This is a genomic window from Ornithinibacillus halophilus (genome assembly GCF_900129485.1).
In the GTDB taxonomy this organism is placed as follows: Bacteria; Bacillota; Bacilli; order Bacillales; family Amphibacillaceae; genus Ornithinibacillus; species Ornithinibacillus halophilus.
Genome location: NZ_FQVW01000054.1, coordinates 1 through 17,934 on the forward strand (window position 1 = coordinate 1; position 17,934 = coordinate 17,934).

The 17,934-nt window shown below is 33.6% G+C and carries 20 protein-coding genes; 5 read left to right on the plus strand and 15 right to left on the minus strand.

What is annotated here, in order from left to right:
• Positions 1-50 precede the first annotated feature (50 nt).
• The gene (locus BUB12_RS15240; protein WP_072891769.1) at positions 51-248 is read right to left on the minus strand and encodes a DUF951 domain-containing protein; all 198 of its coding nucleotides are present in this window, start codon (positions 246-248) and stop codon (positions 51-53) included.
• A 131-nt stretch (positions 249-379) separates the two neighbouring features.
• On the minus strand, positions 380-1,408 hold the full coding sequence (locus BUB12_RS15245) for a YkvI family membrane protein (RefSeq protein WP_072891770.1): 1,029 nt from the start codon (positions 1,406-1,408) through the stop codon (positions 380-382).
• Positions 1,409-1,498: 90 nt separating this feature from the next.
• Here BUB12_RS15245 and yyaC point away from each other — a divergent pair, with 90 nt between their 5' ends.
• On the plus strand, positions 1,499-2,116 hold the full coding sequence (gene yyaC, locus BUB12_RS15250; protein WP_072891771.1) for a spore protease YyaC: 618 nt from the start codon (positions 1,499-1,501) through the stop codon (positions 2,114-2,116).
• A gap of 72 nt (positions 2,117-2,188) precedes the next feature.
• On the opposite strand, the gene BUB12_RS15255 is transcribed toward yyaC, so the two are convergent.
• The 13 genes from BUB12_RS15255 to rpmH all read right to left on the minus strand — a co-directional run bounded on the left by BUB12_RS15255 (position 2,189) and on the right by rpmH (position 13,512).
• Positions 2,189-2,893, minus strand: a complete 705-nt coding sequence (locus tag BUB12_RS15255; RefSeq protein ID WP_072891772.1) for a DUF554 domain-containing protein — start codon at positions 2,891-2,893, stop codon at positions 2,189-2,191.
• A 185-nt stretch (positions 2,894-3,078) separates the two neighbouring features.
• Positions 3,079-3,927: a ParB/RepB/Spo0J family partition protein gene (locus tag BUB12_RS15260; RefSeq protein WP_072891773.1), complete on the minus strand. Its 849-nt coding sequence runs from the start codon at positions 3,925-3,927 to the stop codon at positions 3,079-3,081.
• Positions 3,908-4,681 carry a ParA family protein gene (locus BUB12_RS15265; protein WP_072891774.1) on the minus strand — a complete coding sequence of 258 codons (774 nt, stop codon included), beginning with the start codon at positions 4,679-4,681 and terminating at the stop codon, positions 3,908-3,910. The genes BUB12_RS15260 and BUB12_RS15265 overlap by 20 nt, the downstream gene beginning before the upstream one ends.
• Positions 4,682-4,891: 210 nt before the next feature.
• Positions 4,892-5,752, minus strand: a complete 861-nt coding sequence (gene noc / locus BUB12_RS15270; protein ID WP_072891785.1) for a nucleoid occlusion protein — start codon at positions 5,750-5,752, stop codon at positions 4,892-4,894.
• A 518-nt stretch (positions 5,753-6,270) separates the two neighbouring features.
• Positions 6,271-6,987, minus strand: a complete 717-nt coding sequence (rsmG, locus tag BUB12_RS15275; RefSeq protein ID WP_072891775.1) for a 16S rRNA (guanine(527)-N(7))-methyltransferase RsmG — start codon at positions 6,985-6,987, stop codon at positions 6,271-6,273.
• Between the two features lie 62 nt (positions 6,988-7,049).
• On the minus strand, positions 7,050-8,936 hold the full coding sequence (gene mnmG, locus BUB12_RS15280; RefSeq protein ID WP_072891776.1) for a tRNA uridine-5-carboxymethylaminomethyl(34) synthesis enzyme MnmG: 1,887 nt from the start codon (positions 8,934-8,936) through the stop codon (positions 7,050-7,052).
• A 26-nt stretch (positions 8,937-8,962) separates the two neighbouring features.
• Complete coding sequence (mnmE, locus tag BUB12_RS15285; RefSeq protein ID WP_072891786.1) at positions 8,963-10,339, minus strand: tRNA uridine-5-carboxymethylaminomethyl(34) synthesis GTPase MnmE; 1,377 nt, start codon at positions 10,337-10,339, stop codon at positions 8,963-8,965.
• A 371-nt stretch (positions 10,340-10,710) separates the two neighbouring features.
• Positions 10,711-10,941 carry a YozQ family protein gene (locus BUB12_RS15290; protein ID WP_072891777.1) on the minus strand — a complete coding sequence of 77 codons (231 nt, stop codon included), beginning with the start codon at positions 10,939-10,941 and terminating at the stop codon, positions 10,711-10,713.
• 93 nt (positions 10,942-11,034) lie between these two features.
• The gene (locus BUB12_RS15295) at positions 11,035-11,292 is read right to left on the minus strand and encodes a hypothetical protein (protein ID WP_072891778.1); all 258 of its coding nucleotides are present in this window, start codon (positions 11,290-11,292) and stop codon (positions 11,035-11,037) included.
• A gap of 93 nt (positions 11,293-11,385) precedes the next feature.
• Positions 11,386-12,000, minus strand: coding sequence for an RNA-binding cell elongation regulator Jag/EloR (jag, locus tag BUB12_RS15300; RefSeq protein ID WP_072891779.1), 615 nt, complete (start codon positions 11,998-12,000; stop codon positions 11,386-11,388).
• On the minus strand, positions 11,997-12,767 hold the full coding sequence (gene spoIIIJ / locus BUB12_RS15305) for a YidC family membrane integrase SpoIIIJ (protein ID WP_072891780.1): 771 nt from the start codon (positions 12,765-12,767) through the stop codon (positions 11,997-11,999). The genes jag and spoIIIJ overlap by 4 nt, the downstream gene beginning before the upstream one ends.
• A 99-nt stretch (positions 12,768-12,866) precedes the next feature.
• A complete protein-coding gene (rnpA, locus tag BUB12_RS15310; RefSeq protein ID WP_072891781.1) occupies positions 12,867-13,205 on the minus strand; it encodes a ribonuclease P protein component in 339 nt (112 codons plus the stop codon).
• A 172-nt stretch (positions 13,206-13,377) separates the two neighbouring features.
• Entirely contained in the window at positions 13,378-13,512 is a 135-nt protein-coding gene (gene rpmH, locus BUB12_RS15315; RefSeq protein WP_010094630.1) for a 50S ribosomal protein L34, read from the minus strand.
• Between the two features lie 682 nt (positions 13,513-14,194).
• Between rpmH and dnaA the strand changes: the two genes are divergently transcribed.
• The 4 genes from dnaA to BUB12_RS15335 all read left to right on the plus strand — a co-directional run.
• Positions 14,195-15,538 (plus strand): chromosomal replication initiator protein DnaA, encoded by a 1,344-nt coding sequence (gene dnaA / locus BUB12_RS15320; protein WP_072891782.1) that lies wholly within the window; start codon positions 14,195-14,197, stop codon positions 15,536-15,538.
• 192 nt (positions 15,539-15,730) lie between these two features.
• On the plus strand, positions 15,731-16,867 hold the full coding sequence (gene dnaN / locus BUB12_RS15325) for a DNA polymerase III subunit beta (RefSeq protein WP_072891783.1): 1,137 nt from the start codon (positions 15,731-15,733) through the stop codon (positions 16,865-16,867).
• Between the two features lie 347 nt (positions 16,868-17,214).
• A complete protein-coding gene (yaaA, locus tag BUB12_RS15330) occupies positions 17,215-17,439 on the plus strand; it encodes a S4 domain-containing protein YaaA (protein WP_072891784.1) in 225 nt (74 codons plus the stop codon).
• A gap of 53 nt (positions 17,440-17,492) precedes the next feature.
• Positions 17,493-17,934, plus strand: a 442-nt coding sequence (locus BUB12_RS15335; RefSeq protein WP_143155653.1) for an AAA family ATPase, incomplete at its 3' end; no start/stop codon positions are given.

Consider the following 17,934-nt stretch of genomic DNA (forward strand, 5'->3'; position numbering starts at 1 on the left):
ATGTCTTTAATTTACCATTTTCTGTGTAGTTTTGTCTATTTTATTAAAATTTATTCTGGGGCTTTCTCTACTATTTTTTTAAGTTTTTTCGTAAAGTCTCTGCGTGGTATCATAACACTGTGATTACAGCCCATACACTTAATTCGGATATCCATCCCCATGCGAATAACTTTCCACCGATTCTCCCCGCACGGATGGGGCTTTTTCATTTGAACGATATCATTTAATCCAAATTCTTTATCTGCCATAATCCAATCCCCTCGCAATATTAATTTATTACATTATTTTACTATATTCAATTCTGATTGGCCAGACAAGAATTCAATTTGGCTATGAAATTAACAACATCTCTTTCATATTACTATTGCAAACATTTCTCTTATTTCTTTCTAGCATTAGCATTATTCCAAACAGGATAGAGAATTAAACGTGTTAATACGTATAAATTGAGAATTCCATAAATGGGATAAAGAAATCCAATTAAATTAGAAAAACCTAATTTTGTTAATGGAATCATCGTTAATAAAATAATTATCACCAACAAACCGAATGGATATTGCTGAAAATAACTCTTCACCCTCGTTACAATTCCTAATATTCCTGAAGCAGCAGTTGTAAATATTGCGAACCATAATAAAATGGACATAAAAATTACCATTTGAAATGGATAGTTTTTTAAGATCGCAAATAAAGGAATTTCATAAAGCAGCAATTCATCTGCAATTTGTATCAGACTATTATTATATATATATGTTATGAGTCCCAAAATCAATCCACTTCCAATGCAAGCAAACCAAATTTCCTTCTTAGATTCTACTTTATCTCCAATAGCTCCCAATACTGCTATTAGTGGCAATATATTTAATGCAGTAAAAGGAAAGGCAGCCATCCAATTATGTTGTTCATCCCAATGTGAGAACAATTGCAACTCCTGATCAACTGTAAACTTTAATAAAATCGATAATAAACCAATTAAAAGGATTGGGAGAATTACTTGATTAATAGATAATAATCCGGTTATATCACGTAAAAACAGAATAATTAACGCAATTACTATGAACACTATCCCCCACCAATATGGAAAATTAAAAGCTTGTCCAGTCGCACCGCTACCAGAAAGCATAATTACTGTAGTCGTATATAAATATACAAAAATCATTACATCATAGATTTTCGCAAGCTTATCGCCTACAATATCCTTTAATACAGGACGATATTCCGTTGATTGTTTTTGGTAACTAACATTCATAATAACAATACACGAAAAGGAGAAAAGGATAATAAATAATAAGATTGCTAGTCCACTTCCATGGCCAAAAAACTCCCATAACTCACGCCCTGACGCATAACCTGCCCCAATTGTTGTTCCTATTATTAGAAACATCCACTTAAATCCTGATTTTATCATTCGATATCCTCCAGTAAATTTTAATAACTAATGTATAAAAGTTATTTTTCCGCCGTATACTAATATCAATATGTCAGTGGAGGAAATCCTATGAATCTAAAGAATCATTTCAAAACAAAAAAAGATACATTTCGAATGAAACATACTGAAGCTAATTTAACAGAATATATGCAAGAGCAAATTATTGCATGGCTTCCTAATTATCCTCGTGAGTATGTTGTTGTGTGTGTTGGTACTGACCGTTCTACTGGGGACTCTTTAGGACCATTAACAGGTTCCTATCTAACTGAATCTAGGCCAAAACATTTAACTGTCTACGGGACATTACAAGATCCCGTCCATGCCACTAACCTCCATGATTATATAAAGCTAATTAAAACCCAACATCAAGATCCTTTTATTATTGCTGTAGATGCATGTTTGGGACGCACTGATTCCGTAGGTTGTATTATTGCAAATAAAGGAGCATTAAAACCAGGAGCTGCTTTAAAGAAACCCCTACCTGAGATTGGTGATATTCATCTTACAGGAGTGGTCAATATAAGTGGTTTTATGGAGTATTCTGTTCTTCAAAACACCCGATTATCCATTGTAGTAGAATTATCTAAGAAGCTTGCAACGATACTAGATGCAATTGATAAACAATTAACATACAAAAACATTACACCTGCTGTTGTCTTACCACATATTAAAGAAAAATCTATCTAATTTAAATTGAATTATACCTTTAAATGTAAAGAGGACAGATTCCAATCTGCCCTCTTTTTAACGTTTTCTCTATTAAATTAATTGATAAAAATAGTATATAACTGCAACGGTTAAGATAGACGGTAATAGATTGCCTATTCGAATTTGGGTAATCTTTAATAGATTTAGTCCTATCGCAACGATTAATAAACCACCCACCGCTGTTAGTTCTAAAATTAACCCATTTAGAAAAGCATCTGGTATCCATTTTTCAATTTGTGTAGCAAGCAATGCAATTGTTCCTTGGTATAATACGACTGGGATTACTGAGAAAATAACTCCAAATCCAAGTGTTGTAGTTAAAACGAGAGCCATAAAGCCATCTAGAATTCCTTTTGTAATCAATATTTCATGGTCTCCTCTTAATCCACTATCAAGTGCTCCTATCACCGACATTGCCCCTATAACAAAAACTAATGATGCAGTCACAAAACCATCAGAGATTGTAAAGTTCTCATTCGTATTTTTGAATTTGCTACCAATCCATGAACCAAGCCTATTTAATAGCTCCTCTAATCGAAAGAGTTCACCTAATATTGCACCTGATAATAAACTTAACAAAACGACTATGATAGCTTCTGTAGAAAATGCCATTTGTAATCCAATTAATATGACCGCAAGACCGATCCCATGCATTACTGTTTCTTTATATCTATCTGGTATTCTAGTAAAAAATAGTCCTAGCAGCGTTCCTACGATTATTAGTATTCCGTTCACGATTGTTCCATATAATGCCACACTTACATCCCCTTAGCATACAGCAATTTATTGTCTTATTATATCTATGAATTCTATTAATATCTAGTAGATTCTTATGAAATTTTTCGTCTATCTTACGTGCAATCTACTAAAATGTTTCACGTGAAACATTTTGCAATTATAAAAGAAGGTGACTGGATAATCTTACTTCCAGTCACCTTCTTTTATAGTGTATTACTATTCTCCATGGTTTCCAAGATACGTTCTAAGTCATCTTCTGAGTAAAATTCAATTTCAATTTTACCTTTTCTTTTCCCTTTTGTAATATTTACATGGGTTCCGAATCGCTCGCGTAAAATAGATTCCCTTTCTTGAAGGAAAATATCTTTCTTAGGTTTTTCTTTCTTTTTAGGTTGTTTAGTATTTAGTTGAATGATTAATTGCTCCACTTGACGAACATTTAATTTTTCATTCCTAATTTTATTCACTAAAGGAATCATATGATTCTTGTCTTTTAATCCTAATAACGCTCTTCCGTGTCCCATTGAAAGCTCACCATTGTTAATATAAGCAATTACTTGCTCTGGTAAACCTAACAAGCGGACCATATTCGCTATATGAGAGCGACTTTTCCCTAAACGTCTTGAGAGCTCTTCTTGTGTTACATTTAATTTATCCATTAAATTGGCATATGCTTGTGCCTCTTCAATTACTGATAGATCCTCACGTTGTAGGTTTTCAAGTAAAGCCAGTTCCATCATTTTCTCATCGGTTAGCTCTTTAACCATAACAGGTATTTCTGTTAATCCGGCTTCTTTTGCTGCTCGAAAACGTCTTTCACCAACAACAATTTCATACCCTTTGATGCTTTTACGTACAATCAGAGGCTGTATAATACCGTATTCCATAATGGATTCTTTAAGTTCTTCAATTGCTTCTGTATCGAAAGTTTTTCTAGGTTGGTATGGATTAGGTCTACAATCTTTAATTGAAATTTTTTGTACAGCATCGTCTTTCGTTTCTTCAGTTTCCGGGAAGAACGCATCAAGTCCTCTACCCAACCCTCGTGCCATTACCCATCACTTCCTTCGCTAATTCAAGATATACTTCAGCACCTTTTGATTTTGGATCATACGTAATAATTGGTTGTCCATGACTCGGAGCTTCTCCTAAACGTACATTTCTAGGGATTACCGAACGATATACTTTATCTTGGAAGTATTTTTTCACCTCTTCAATTACTTGAATACCTAGATTCGTTCTTGCATCGAGCATTGTTAAAAGAACCCCTTCTATCATAAGTTCTTTATTTAAATGTTTCTGAACAAGACGAATCGTATTTAATAATTGGCTTAACCCTTCAAGAGCGTAATATTCACATTGTACAGGTATGATTACGGAATCTGATGATGTTAGTGCGTTTATTGTTAATAATCCCAGTGATGGTGGACAATCAATGATAATATAATCATAGATTTCTTTTAATTCTTCTAATGATTTTTTCAGTCTAATTTCACGGGATATAGTTGGTACAAGTTCAACTTCAGCACCTGCTAATTGAATGGTTGCTGGTATTATATCTAAGTTTTCCATTGAAGTTGGTACACAAACCTCTTCTGCTGGCAAATCTTCAATTAATACATTATATATACATTGCGTCATATCAGCTTTATTGATTCCTACACCACTTGTGGCATTCCCTTGAGGATCAATGTCCACAAGTAATACTTTATTTCCCAATTGCGCTAAACATGCACTTAAATTTACTGATGAGGTTGTCTTTCCTACGCCACCTTTTTGATTTGCGACGGACATTATTTTCCCCATGATTTCACCTACCTAAACAATATAATATCTATTCTATCACTTTTTTTAATGAAACGACTATTAAATTATTAATTTGTTAGTAATATGTAATTTAATGTCTAATAATATTTGAAGTAATTATATGAAAATCAAGTACGAGGTAATTAGGAGGCACTAGATAACTCCCCCATCTAATAAAGATGAGGGAGGATTATAGTAGTAGTTAATGTATTATTTCTTTTTTGGTATTTTAATAGTAATTTGGTAATAATCATCTAAGTCTTGCTCGTCTGATTCCACTTCAATCCCTGTATCAGAAACCATTGATAAAGATTGGCGAATTGTATTCATCGCAATTCTTACATCCTTATTAACACCTTTTAATTTTGGTCTTGGTTTCTTCTTTTCTTTCGGCTTATTAATCGTCGCTACACGATCTTCTGTTTGTTTAACATTTAATTCATGTTCCAGAATCTCATTCAACAGGTTTAATTGTTTTTCCTCATCTTTTAGCTTTATTAAAGCACGAGCATGTCGTTCCGTAATTTTTTTTGCTAAAAGCGCCTGTTGAATTGGTTCTGGTAGTTTTAATAGTCGAAGCTTATTAGCAATCGTGGATTGATTTTTCCCTAGCCTTTGAGCTAACGCTTCTTGTGTTAAACTATGCATTTCTAATAACTTAGCATATGCAACTGCTTCTTCTATAACTGTTAACTCTTCACGTTGTAAGTTCTCTATTAAAGCAACAGAAGCCGTTTGAGTATCCGTCATTTCACGAATAATAGCTGATACTGTTTCCCATCCTAATGATTGAACAGCTCTCCATCTACGTTCGCCAGCAATTATCTCATACTTCTCATCGTCAATTTGCCTTAAGACAATAGGTTGGATCATACCATGTGTATTAATTGTTTGAGCTAATTCTGTAATTTTCTCTTCGTTAAATATAGACCTTGGTTGATAACGGTTCGGCTCAATATTTTTTACCGGAACCTGAATAACTTCATCTGGATGATAGGACTCTTCTTCTAAATTAGTAGAATCAGTATCTTTCTCCCCTAAACCAAAAATACGGTTAAATGGATGCACCACCATCAGACACCACCTTTTTTTATAAATAGATTAGTAGATAAGAAATGCGCAGGCGCCTTGGTCACCCCCGACAAGCTTAAGTCGAGCCTCGGAGTGGCGATTTTTGCCCGTGATGAGGATTGACTTAAGACCTCGAGGGGGTAGGCGCTGGAGCTAGACATCTCTGTAAAAACTATTTTCTTATCTTATTAGAAAACTTATCTATGATGACTATTAAATAATAGTTCGAAAAAGATTAGAAATGCCCACCCTTCATTAGGTCAGACATATGTATTTGCTTTCATATGCTAAAATTGTTTCACGTGAAACATTCTTATGTTGTAATTAATATCTATGTATAAATTACTATATTATCTTTAAAGCAATGATGCAATAATTAAACAGATAATACTATTCTAACATACTAGAAGCGATAAGAGTATGTTAAAAAATCTATTATTTTCCCTAAATGATAATGTAGATACGTAATACTGCTAGACTTATGTTCAATCTAGCAGTTAAATCATCTTAGTATCCTTTTAGCTAATTGGTTCTTTATTTGGAGTCCCAGGTTTCCGTGGGTATTTATTTGGTGTTTTTCTCTTCTTATTAATTATTAATATAGATCGTTCGCTTTCTTCCGTAGGTAAAGTAAATGAATGTGCCTTTTCTACTTCCCCTCCTAATACTTGAATAGCTACTTTAGCATCTTTTAATTCATCAGAAGCCTGTGCACCTTTCATGGCGATAAATACACCATTCACTTTTGCTAGAGGTAAACATAACTCACTTAAAACAGACATCCTCGCAACGGCACGCGCTGTCACAACATCAAATGATTCTCTAAACTTTTTATTTTTCCCAAAAGTCTCTGCTCGATCATGATAAAAAGCTACATCCTTCAAGTCTAAATCACTTGCTAATTGATTCAAAAAGCCAATTCGTTTCTGCAACGAATCAACAATAGTTACTTTAATATGAGGAAAACAGATTTTTAGCGGGATACTAGGAAACCCCGCCCCTGCTCCAACATCGCAAATATGTATTTCACCTTCAAAATTATAATAAAAAGCAGCTGATATAGAATCATAAAAATGCTTTAAATACACATCTTCTTCATTTGTTAATGCCGTTAAGTTAATTTTTTCATTCCATTCCACAAGTGTTTTGAAATAGATTGAAAATTGTTCTAATTGTCGTTTTGTTAGATTGATACCTTGCTTTTCTAATTGGGATGCAAATTGTTCTGGATTCATAACAAATACTCCTTTATATGTAACAAGAAGTCGACATAATCGTCGACTTCTCATAGTACTATTTAGTTAGCCACTTTGGCAATTTTCCCTTGTTCAATATAAACAAGTAATATTGAAATATCAGATGGGTTTACACCAGAAATACGTGATGCTTGCCCAACAGATAAAGGCCTTACTTCTTTTAGTTTTTCCTTTGCTTCTGTAGCAATACCACTAATATCATCATAATCAATATTCTCAGGAATCTTTTTGTCTTCCATTTTTAACATACGCTCAACTTGTTCATTAGCCTTTTTTATATACCCTTCATACTTGATCTGTATTTCTACTTGTTCTTTAACATCTAATGGCAATTCATCATTAGTTTCAATAACTCTAGAAAGTAAATCATAAGACATTTCAGGGCGTTTTAATAAGTCATAAGCACGAGCTGCTTCTTTTAGTGGTGTTCCATTTGCTTCATTTAGCATTTGTTGCACATCTTCAGAAGGTTTTACAATGATTTTGTAGAGACGTTTCTTCTCTTCTTCTACAAGACGTTTTTTCTCTACAAATCTTTGATAGCGTTCCTCAGAAATTAGGCCCAGCTCATATCCTAATTCTGTTAAACGTAGATCTGCATTATCATGTCTTAACAATAAACGATATTCTGCACGTGACGTTAATAGACGATATGGTTCCTTCGTTCCTTTTGTAACTAGATCATCGATTAATACTCCGATATATCCTTGAGAACGGTCCAAAATAACTGGATCCTTTTCAAGTACTTTGGCAGCAGCATTAATACCAGCCATAATTCCTTGAGCAGCTGCTTCTTCATATCCAGAAGTACCATTAATTTGGCCAGCTGTAAATAGACCTGGAATATTCTTTGTTTCTAACGTTGGCCATAATTGTGTTGGAACAATTGAATCATATTCGATAGCATAGCCTGGACGCATAATTTGAGCATTTTCTAATCCAGGTACTGTTTTAATCATCTCATGTTGGATTGACTCTGGTAATGATGTCGACAATCCTTGTACATACACTTCCTCAGTATCTCTTCCTTCTGGTTCCAAGAAAACTTGATGACGTGGTTTGTCATTAAAACGAACAATTTTATCTTCAATAGATGGGCAATAGCGTGGGCCTGTTCCACGTTTCATCCCTGAATACATCGCTGATAGTCCAAGATTGTCATTAATGATTTGATGTGTAAATTCATTCGTATACGTTAACCAACACGGAATTTGATCCGTAATGAAATCTGTTGTTTCATACGAGAATCCTTGAGGTTTTTCATCACCAGGTTGTATTTCTGTCTTGGAGTAATCAATGGTATGACTATTCACACGTGGAGGGGTACCTGTTTTAAAACGAACAAGATCCAACCCTATCTCTTCAAGGTTCTTCGAAAGTTTTATAGAAGGTCGTTGGTTATTTGGACCACTTTCATATTCCAAATCCCCCATTAATACTTTCCCACGCATAAAAGTACCAGTAGTAACAATTACTGTTTCCGCATAATAAGCAGCGTTGGTCTCTGTTAATACCCCTTTACATACACCATCTTCAACGATTAATTCATCTACCATCCCTTGACGTAATGTAAGGTTTGGCTCATTTTCCAAAATATACTTCATTTCTTTTATATATAAAGGTTTATCTGCTTGCGCACGCAATGCTTGAACGGCAGGACCTTTACCTGTATTTAACATACGCATTTGAATGTGCGTTTTATCAATTACTTTCCCCATTACTCCACCAAGGGCATCTATTTCTCGAACGACTATCCCTTTTGCAGGACCACCGATGGAAGGGTTACATGGCATAAAAGCAACCATATCTAAATTCAGTGTTAACATTAGTGTTTTGGCACCCATTCTTGCAGCAGCAAGACCTGCTTCAACACCTGCGTGACCAGCACCAATTACAATGGTATCGTAATTACCCGCATTGTATACCATACATGTCATCCTTTCTTTTAGTAATTTTATTTTCCTAAACAGAATTGCGAGAACAGCTGGTCAATTAAACTATCGCTAGCCGTATCACCTATAATTTCACCTAAAAATTCCCACGTTCTTGTTACATCAATTTGTACAATATCTAATGGCATATTCATTTCTAAACTTTGCATTGCATCTTCTAAAGCTTGTTTTGCTTGTTTTAGTAACTGAATATGTCTTACGTTTGATACATACGTTAAATCGCCTGTATCAATATCACCTGCAAAAAATGTTTTAGCAATCGCTGACTCTAATTCGTCTACCCCTTTTTCTTCTATTAACGAGGTCGAAATAATTGGACGATCTCCAGCAATTACTTTTACTTCTTCTAAATTTAATTTTTGAGGCAAATCGGTTTTATTTATGATAACTATATATTCAAGACCACTTATAGCTTCGAATAGCTTTCTATCTTCTTCAGTTAAATCATCATTATAGTTAAGAACGAATAAGATTAGATCAGATTCCTTTAATACTTGGCGTGAACGATTCACCCCTATTTTTTCAACGATATCCTCTGTTTCACGAATACCAGCTGTATCCACTAAACGAAGTGGCACTCCACGAACATTAACATATTCTTCAATAATATCCCTTGTTGTTCCAGGGATTTCTGTTACGATTGCCTTATTTTCTTGAACGAGTGTATTCATTAAAGAGGATTTACCTACATTCGGACGACCAATAATCGCTGTAGCTAATCCTTCACGTAAGATCTTGCCTTGCTTAGCTACTTGAAGTAATTCCTCAATTTCGTCATGCACTTCTTTTGTCTTTTTCTTCATCATTTCATGTGACATTTCTTCTACATCATCATATTCAGGATAATCGATATTCACTTCAACATGTGCGACCGTTTCTAATAAATCTTGGCGATATTTTTGAATTAATCCTGATAAACGACCATCCATCTGCTTTAAGGCAACCGACATCGCTTTATCTGTTTTTGCTCGAATTAAATCCATTACGGCTTCTGCCTGAGATAAGTCAATTCTCCCATTTAAAAAGGCACGTTTTGTGAATTCACCAGGCTCTGCTAGTCTAGCACCTTTTTGTAATAAGATTTCTAACACACGGTTAACAGAAACCATTCCACCATGACAATTTATTTCTACTACATCTTCACGGGTGAAAGTTTTTGGTGCACGCATTACCGACACCATTACTTCTTCCGCAACTTCATTCGTTTCCGGATCCATTATTTTTCCATAGTTAATCGTATGTGAATCTACTTTTGTTAAATCCTTCCCATCAAATAAATCAGCAGTAATCGATACAGCATCAGGTCCACTTAATCGTACAATAGCAATCGCACCTTCTCCGATGGGCGTCGAAATTGCTGTAATCGTATCAGTCTCCATCATTACGTTCACCTCCACTTTTCATCATTGTTACACAATCTATCTATATATACACATTAATTTTACACACTAGAAAACTTGGTATTCGTTAATTTTTAATAGCAAATACCTTAGTTACACTTATCAAGATAAGATAGAATTTATTTATTCACATGTTAGCAACAATATTTTATCGTCACTAACTGTATAGAATATCATAATTGTGACTTATCCACAATAATAAATTTTGATTTTATGTTATTCACATGTGGACAAGTAAGATTTTATATCATTTTTCCTCTTATGTACATGTTAACAGTTTCCAGTTATCTGTATCATCTAATTAAAATGCATTAAAAAAGAGCCTTAACAAAGTAAGACTCTGGAAAATACTACTTATTGAATCCCTTTCTAGGAATTTCTTCACCTTTATGGCTTTTTAATTCACCTTGCTCATCGAGTTGATAAATTTGAGCGTCTACTGTTCCTTCCATATACGTATCTGAAACTTGTTCATGTGTTGTTGCTAGCCCTTTACCTAGTTGTGTATTACTTTTATAATAGGATGGCTCATACATCTTTTCTGCAACTTTTTCCATTTCCTTTTTATCATTCTTACTCATAAAAACCCTCCTTTTTAATTAGGATTAGCATTATGAACATATCTTATGAATGGAAAAATAATGAGTCTAAATTCAAAGTTCAAGAAAGGATTACTAATGCTTCAACTCTCTCATTATTTCCTCAAGTTCCTTTAATAACGTTGATATGTCTTCATGCTGTAATAGTACAGGTAGTTGATCATTAACTGTCATTGTAAATGTATCGTTATGTTCCTCTAAATAATGGAAAAGCCTATGTAATTGGTTTCTCGACAAAGTAGATGATGTCGTTAAATTTTTTACTTGTGTCAAATAAAAGCTGTTCGCATCAAATTCACCACTAAAAATCTCTCCAGAATAGTGATTGCTCATATTTTACTCCTTTAGTAACCCAATTTACCTCTTATTATTGATTAAAAGAAATATTTCATACAAAAAAAGCTACCCCGAAGGATAGCTTTTCGATTATGGCTTGATAACAATATGACGATGAGGCTCTGTTCCATCTGAATACGTGCTTACATCGTCTCTTGCTTGTAATACGCTATGAATGATTTTTCTTTCATATGCTGGCATTGGTTCTAATGCTACTTTTTTATTGATTCGAAGGGCTTTTTCTGCCATTCGATTTGCTAAGGATTCAAGTGTTTCTCTTCTTCTACCTCGATACCCTTCAGCATCTACGGTAACCGTATAAAACTTTTTACCATCTTTATTTATCACTAAGTGTACTAGATATTGTATTGCATTTAAGGTTTGTCCACGTTTGCCAATCAATAAGGCAATTTTTTCACCTGAAAGGTCAAATGTTACATGATTATCTTCCACTGTTGTATGAATATTAACTTCTACATTCATATTATTAACGACATCTTTAAGAAATTTCTCCGCTTCCTGAACTTGATTCTTAGCAAGTGTCACTTTTACAAATGCTCGTTTTGAACCAAAAACTCCAAGAATACCTCTCTTACCTTCATCAATCACTTCAATTTCGACGTGGTCCCGAGTTGTGTTTAACTGCTCTAATGCTGATTGGACCGCTTCTTCAACCGTTTGTCCACTAGCAGTTACTTGTCTCACTTTTTGTCTCCTCCAGTATTAACGTCTTTCATCATTGGCTTACGAATGAAAATTGTTTGTGCAACCATGAAGATGTTACCTACAACCCAGTACAATGCTAGAGCTGCTGGGAAGAAGATCGCAAATACCCCGATCATAATTGGCATTACATAAAGCATTACCATCATTTGTGGGTTCTGTGCTGCCGGACTTCCTGCCATCATTAGCTTTTGTTGGAACCATGTAGCTCCTGCAGCTATTAATGGTAGTAAGAAATATGGATCTGCTTTATCAAGTGCAAACCATAAGAAACTATGGCCATCAATTGCCTCTGTACGCATTATCGCATGATAGATCCCAATAAGGATTGGCATTTGAACAAAAATTGGTAAACATCCTGCAAGAGGATTTACCCCATGTTTTTGGAATAATGCCATCGTTTCTTGTTGAAGCTTCTGTTGTGTATTGGCATCTTTTGAGCTATATTTCTGTTGTAATTCTTTTAATTCTGGTTGGATATCTTGCATCGCTTTTGAACTTTTTAATTGTTTTACGTTTAATGGCAATAACAATAAACGAATAATTACCGTTACAATAATAATCGATAGTCCAAAGTTATCATTAAATAAATCTGCAAAGTATAAAATCAGCCACGAAATTGGATATACAAAATATTTATTCCAAATACCTTCACTATCAGGTGTTATCGGCTTTTCTATCTCCGTACAACCTGAAAGCACTGCTAGCAACACGAGTAATATTGCAAGCAAAAATATCTTTTTACGCAATTTGTTTCCTCCTAACTAATCAATAGCAAAACTTACATGTACAAGTCATATTTTACAATAAACCGTTACCAGATTCTATATAAAACTAAAAATGATTCGCTACTTCATTAGTTTTTGTTTTGATAAAAGATGAATTAAGCTTTTTTTAATCTCAAAGTAGTCCATATTTTTAGTAGGATTTCTCGCAATAATAATAATGTCATACTCTGATTTGACTTGATCTTTTAAATCTAGAAATGCTTGTCTTAGTAATCGTTTAATACGATTTCTCATCACAGCATTGCCGATTTTTTTCCCAACAGATAGACCTACACGAAAATGCTTCTGGTCTGTTTTTTTGCGATAGTATAATACTAGCTGTCTATTTGCAAAAGACTTTCCCTGCTTAAAGATCTGTTGAAATTCCTTATTATCTTTGACACGATTTTCTTTTTTCAAGATATCTCACCTAATTAAAAAGTACTTATCTATCTATAGTATTATCACCATTCATTTTAAACCAAACGCTTCCTATCTATTCGAGAGCACTTAAATAATTTAAGCTGCTAAATCAAAAGAAAAGCATTTTTTATATTAACGTGAAAAAAAGACCACTGATTGATTCAGTGGCCTATGCTGATAATACTTTTCTACCTTTACGACGACGACGTGCTAAAACTTTACGTCCGTTTTTAGTGCTCATACGTGCACGGAAGCCGTGTACTTTTTTACGTTTACGATTATTTGGTTGAAATGTTCTTTTCATCTATCTTGCACCTCCCCGAAGGAACCAATTAACTTCATCATTAATGCCTACCTCGTAGACAGTCTTTGTAATTATACTGAAAACATCCTTCATCTGTCAACTTTCATTTTAAAAAAATTAATGAGCATAAAGATCCACCTTCTAAACAATATATAGATGAGATACACACTGAAATAATTGTCCACAGGTTATTACTCTACTTCTAGTACACATTTTTATTATCCACATAATTTATCGACAAGTTAATCACAAAATATAGTAGTGTGGATAGTATTTGTCTACAACCAATGGATATTGTGGATAAATGTCGAAAAACCATTGCAGTAAAGGTTATTATTTGTTATTATAGTTGTGTTTTAGTATGTGAATAATAGATTCAATCAAATTAGTTATACACAGTTTGTGGATATCCTGTGGACATTAATTCACATCCTTGTTTATGAAGTTATCAACATCTCTGTTAATAATGTCTATAAGTTATGAAAGGTCCCTTTAGTTCTGATTGTTATTATCCACAAATGAAAATAAACATTTCATCATATTATTTCTTAAAAAAATACTATCTTGTCTACCTTTCCATCATTGCTATGTAGTCTGAAATGATAGAAAGGGGTTTTTTAATCTTTACTTGTAATCTATTCAAGCCATGGACTCCATAGAACTTGAGAGGGGTGAAACCAGTTTGGAAAATATAAATGATCTATGGGATGCTACTTTAAAGAAGATAGAAGAAAAAATTAGCAAGCCCAGCTTTGAAACATGGTTGAAAAATACAAAAGCCGATTCACTAGAAGGAAAAGTACTAACGATTAGTGCTCCTAATGAATTTGCTAGAGACTGGTTAGAAGAGCAGTATACACAACTTATTTCGAACATCCTGGTGGAAATTACAGGAGCTAAACTTACGATTAAGTTTATTATTCCTGACACATTCACTGAAGGTGAAATTAATCCAGAACCAAAACCTATTCCTAAAGTGAATGATAGCCCAGACAATACCAAAAATATGTTAAACCCTAAATACACGTTTGACACTTTTGTTATTGGTTCTGGAAACCGATTTGCACATGCTGCATCCTTAGCAGTTGCTGAGGCACCAGCTAAGGCCTACAACCCACTATTTATATACGGTGGAGTAGGACTTGGTAAAACCCATTTAATGCATGCTATTGGGCACTATGTTAAAGAGCACAATAAAGATGCAAAAGTTGTCTATATTTCTTCAGAAAAGTTCACCAATGAATTTATTAATGCCATTATGGACAACAAAACAATTAACTTCCGTAATAAATATCGAAATGTTGATATTTTACTAATTGATGACATCCAATTTATTGCTGGGAAAGAATCAACCCAGGAAGAGTTTTTCCATACCTTTAATGCATTACATGAAGAAAATAAGCAAATTATTATCTCTAGTGACCGACCTCCAAAAGAAATTCCAACTTTAGAGGATAGGCTACGTTCACGATTTGAATGGGGATTAATAACAGATATTACCCCACCTGATTTAGAAACTAGAATTGCTATCTTAACGAAAAAAGCAAAAGCTGAGGGTTTGGATATTCCGAATGAAGTAATGCTCTATATTGCCAATCAAATTGACACCAATATTCGCGAACTAGAAGGAGCTTTAATTCGTGTAGTTGCTTATTCCTCTCTAGTTAATAAGGATATAGATGCTGCACTAGCTGCAGATGCATTGAAAGATATTATTCCAAGCAGCAAACCAAAAGTTATAACAATTAAACGAATCATGGAAGTTGTTGGTGAGACGTATAGCGTTAAATTAGAGGATTTTATCGCAAAAAAACGTACAAAATCTATCGCATTTCCTCGACAAATAGCAATGTATCTTTCTAGAGAGATGACAGACTTCTCCCTACCTAAAATTGGCGATGAATTTGGTGGAAGAGATCATACAACAGTTATTCATGCCCATGAAAAGATCTCAAAATTACTAGATAAAGACTCTTTACTAGCTAAAGAAATCGATGAACTTATAGAAAAAATAAAAGCTCTTTAAAATTTAATTCATATCCACATGTGAATATTGAGGATAACAATGCATAGTTATGAACACTTTATACACATGTGGATAACTTACTTATATCAGCGTTTAAAGTACTTATCCACATAATCACAGCTATTACTATTATTATTACTATATTTTTATAATAAAAATAAATATATATAACTTCCGTTAGGAGGATTTTTTATGAAATTTGTTATACAACGAAATCAACTAATTGCCAGTGTTCAAGATGTAATGAAAGCAATCTCATCAAGAACAGCGATTCCGATTTTAACAGGAATTAAAATTGATGCTAGAAATCACGGAATAACTTTAACTGGAAGTGACTCTGATATATCAATTGAATCGTATATTCCTGCAGAAGAGGAAGAAATGGTTTATGTTGAAGAAATAACTGAAGGTAGTATTGTCTTACAAGCTAAATATTTTTCAGAAATTGTTCGTAAATTACCAGAACAAACGGTAGAAATCGAAGCTGATAGTAATTTACAGGTAACTATTCGTTCAGGAAAAGCAGAATTCAATTTAAATGGTCAGGATGCTGAGGAGTATCCACACTTACCTAAACTTCAAACTGATAATAGTTTAGAATTACCAACTGCAGTGTTGAAGAGCATGATAAAACAAACGGTTTTTGCTGTTTCTACAATGGAAACTCGCCCTATTTTAACTGGGGTAAATGTAACATTAAAAGACAACAAATTATTATTTACTGCAACAGATAGCCACCGTTTAGCTGTTCGAGAAATGAATATAGAAACAGTTAACATGGAAGAAATAAATGTAGTTATCCCAGGTAAAAGCTTAAATGAATTAAACAAAATTCTAGATGATACAGATGAAAATGTAGAAATTAGTGTTACAAATAACCAAGTTCTTTTTAGAGCGAAACATTTAAACTTCTTATCTAGAATTTTAGATGGTAATTATCCAGAAACATCTCGTTTAATTCCTGATCAAAGCAAAACAACCATCCATGTAAAAACAAAAGAATTATTAAATACAATTGATCGTGCTTCTTTATTGGCTAAAGAAGAACATAATAACGTTGTCCGTTTAACAACAAAAGGAAATGATCTAGTCGAGATTATCGGAAATTCCCCTGAAATTGGAAAAGTAACGGAAGAGATTGCCGTTTCTTCGATTGAGGGAGAAGAATTAAAAATCTCATTTAGTTCGAAATACATGATGGATGCCTTAAAAGCAATGGAAGCAGATGAAGTGAAAATTGACTTTACAGGGGCAATGAGGCCATTTATCATTCGCCCTGAACATGACGGTTCGATTTTACAATTAATATTACCGGTTCGAACTTACTAAAAATTAAAGAATATTTAATTATGAAAAGCTCTTATTTCTAAAATAAGAGCTTTTTCAATAGACAAGAAAGTATAAAATCCAGAGATGAATGCTCCAAGTTACTTGCAACTAGCATAAAAATACTTATTTTATCTGGTCTTAGTCCCTAGTAATTGCAAGCGCAGTTCAAGTTCGTACGTAATAATGTGGAATCTCAGTGCTCTTTAATTATTCTAAAAAGCATTTTAAAGGCTTTTAGAGCGTTTATTTGATAAATATGGGGTAGTTCCTTTCCTTAACCTTAAATCTTTAGTAAAATAGAAATAAGGACCTTTTATAAACATGAGCGAAGAAATTTGGTGATAAAATTGCATAATCCTATTGTGATTAAAACGGAATATATAACACTAGGCCAATTTGTTAAACTAACAAACGTTTTGGATTCTGGAGGTATGGTGAAATCATTTCTTCAAGATCAAGGTGTTCTTGTGAATGGAGAAAGAGAACATCGCCGTGGAAGAAAGCTATATCCGAATGACGTTGTAGAGATTGAAGATATTGGTACTTTTATTGCAGTGAAAGTTGATGAATAATTATTTAAAATTCAGAGGTGTCTCACATGGGTGCTTCTAAATGAGGAATATACATGTATATTGATCGTCTTAATTTAAAAAATTATCGTAACTACCAGCAATTGGAAATATCCTTTGATGACAAAATTAATGTTATAATTGGAGAAAATGCCCAAGGAAAAACAAACCTTATGGAAGCAATTTATTTGTTGGCATTTACGAAGTCCCACCGAACTTCAAGAGAGAAAGAACTAATAAAATGGGACGAAGAATTTGCAAAAATTGAAGGTAGAATTACCAAACGAAATCAAAATTTTCCTCTAGAAATTATTATTTCAACTAAAGGGAAAAAAGCTAAACTAAATCGAATTGAACAAAAGCGATTGAGTGATTATATTGGGTCACTTAATGTTGTTATGTTTGCGCCAGAAGACCTCACACTAGTTAAGGGTGCTCCACAAATACGAAGGCGTTTTATAGATATGGAACTTGGTCAAATTCAACCAAGATATATTT